Origin of the sequence: Nocardioides sp. NPDC059952 (genome assembly GCF_042730435.1) — a bacterium.
Taxonomy (GTDB): Bacteria; Actinomycetota; Actinomycetes; order Propionibacteriales; family Nocardioidaceae; genus Nocardioides.
Window position 1 is genome coordinate 1 of the sequence record NZ_JBHWLY010000182.1, and the last position, 1030, is coordinate 1030.

The window sequence follows — 1030 nt, forward strand, 5'->3', positions numbered from 1 at the left end:
GCTCCAGTGCGCCCCTGCTCAGTGTGCCGGTCACGGCGACGTCGACCTGGTAGGCGGGAACCCAGTCATAGCGGCGTTGCACCGTAACGGGCGCGGTCACTGTACGCAGGTCGTCGAACGGCGAAGGGCCATCGATACGCGCACGCCATTGCTGCCCCAGGCCGCTGCCACCCAGCAGCAGGCCGTGAGCGTCCATTTCGAACACTGCATGTGAGCCTGCGAACCACTGCTGGCGGCCTCCATCGATGTAGCCCAACACCGCCACTGCGGTGAGGTCAGGAGTTTCTACCTGCATCTGTGGGAAGCGGTTGTTGGCCACGCCTTCTGCGGTCGCCTGTGCCGGGCGATGGGTGATCAGCCGGAAGGTGTCCACTGTGGAACGGCTGCCGGTGGTGCACCCGGTGAGCAGCAGGGCGGCGACGATGACCATCAACACCGCGCCATGGGCCCGATGTGCTGGGCAGTGGCAAGCCGCATCCATGCGAGCCATGTCAGTTGTCCTTGATTTCGGTTCCGGTACGCGCCGCGTTGTACAGGATATTGGTGAAGGGCAGCAGCTGATTTACGAAGCGGTTCCAACGGCTGACGCCGGCTGCGCCGACAAATACCACGTCGCCCGGCTGCAGATGGAACTGGCTGCCGGCAGCAAATGCGGTCGGCGAGCGCGCCTCCAGCTGATAGACCATCGACGGCTCCTGCTGCAGGTCCGTGCTGCCGCGGATGACATACACGGCGTTGCCGTTTGCGGTCTGTTGAAGCAGGCCGCGAGCACGGCCCAGTGCCTGGTTCAGCGAGACATCGCCCGTACGGAAGCTGTAGGCGCCAGGCTGATTGACTTCGCCCACCACGAAGATCTCTTTGCGATCCAGATAAGGGACGAAGATGGAGTCGCCATCCTTGAGGAGCAATTGGCGGCCGCCAAACTCGCGGGCCAGGGTTTCCAGATTGATCGTGTAAGTGGTGCCTTCCCGGCTGAGCTGGATGCCGGACAAGTCGGCCTGCTGGTTGTCCAGTCCGGACTGGCTGATCG

General features: G+C 63.6%; 2 protein-coding genes. Both read right to left on the minus strand.

Annotation, left to right across the window (positions count from 1 at the left end; translation table 11 throughout):
- Positions 1-490: YjbF family lipoprotein (locus tag ACFV9G_RS30045; RefSeq protein WP_378733166.1), on the minus strand; the 490-nt coding region annotated here is incomplete at its 3' end.
- 1 nt (position 491) lies between these two features.
- Positions 492-1030: SLBB domain-containing protein (locus ACFV9G_RS30050; RefSeq protein ID WP_378733168.1), on the minus strand; the 539-nt coding region annotated here is incomplete at its 5' end.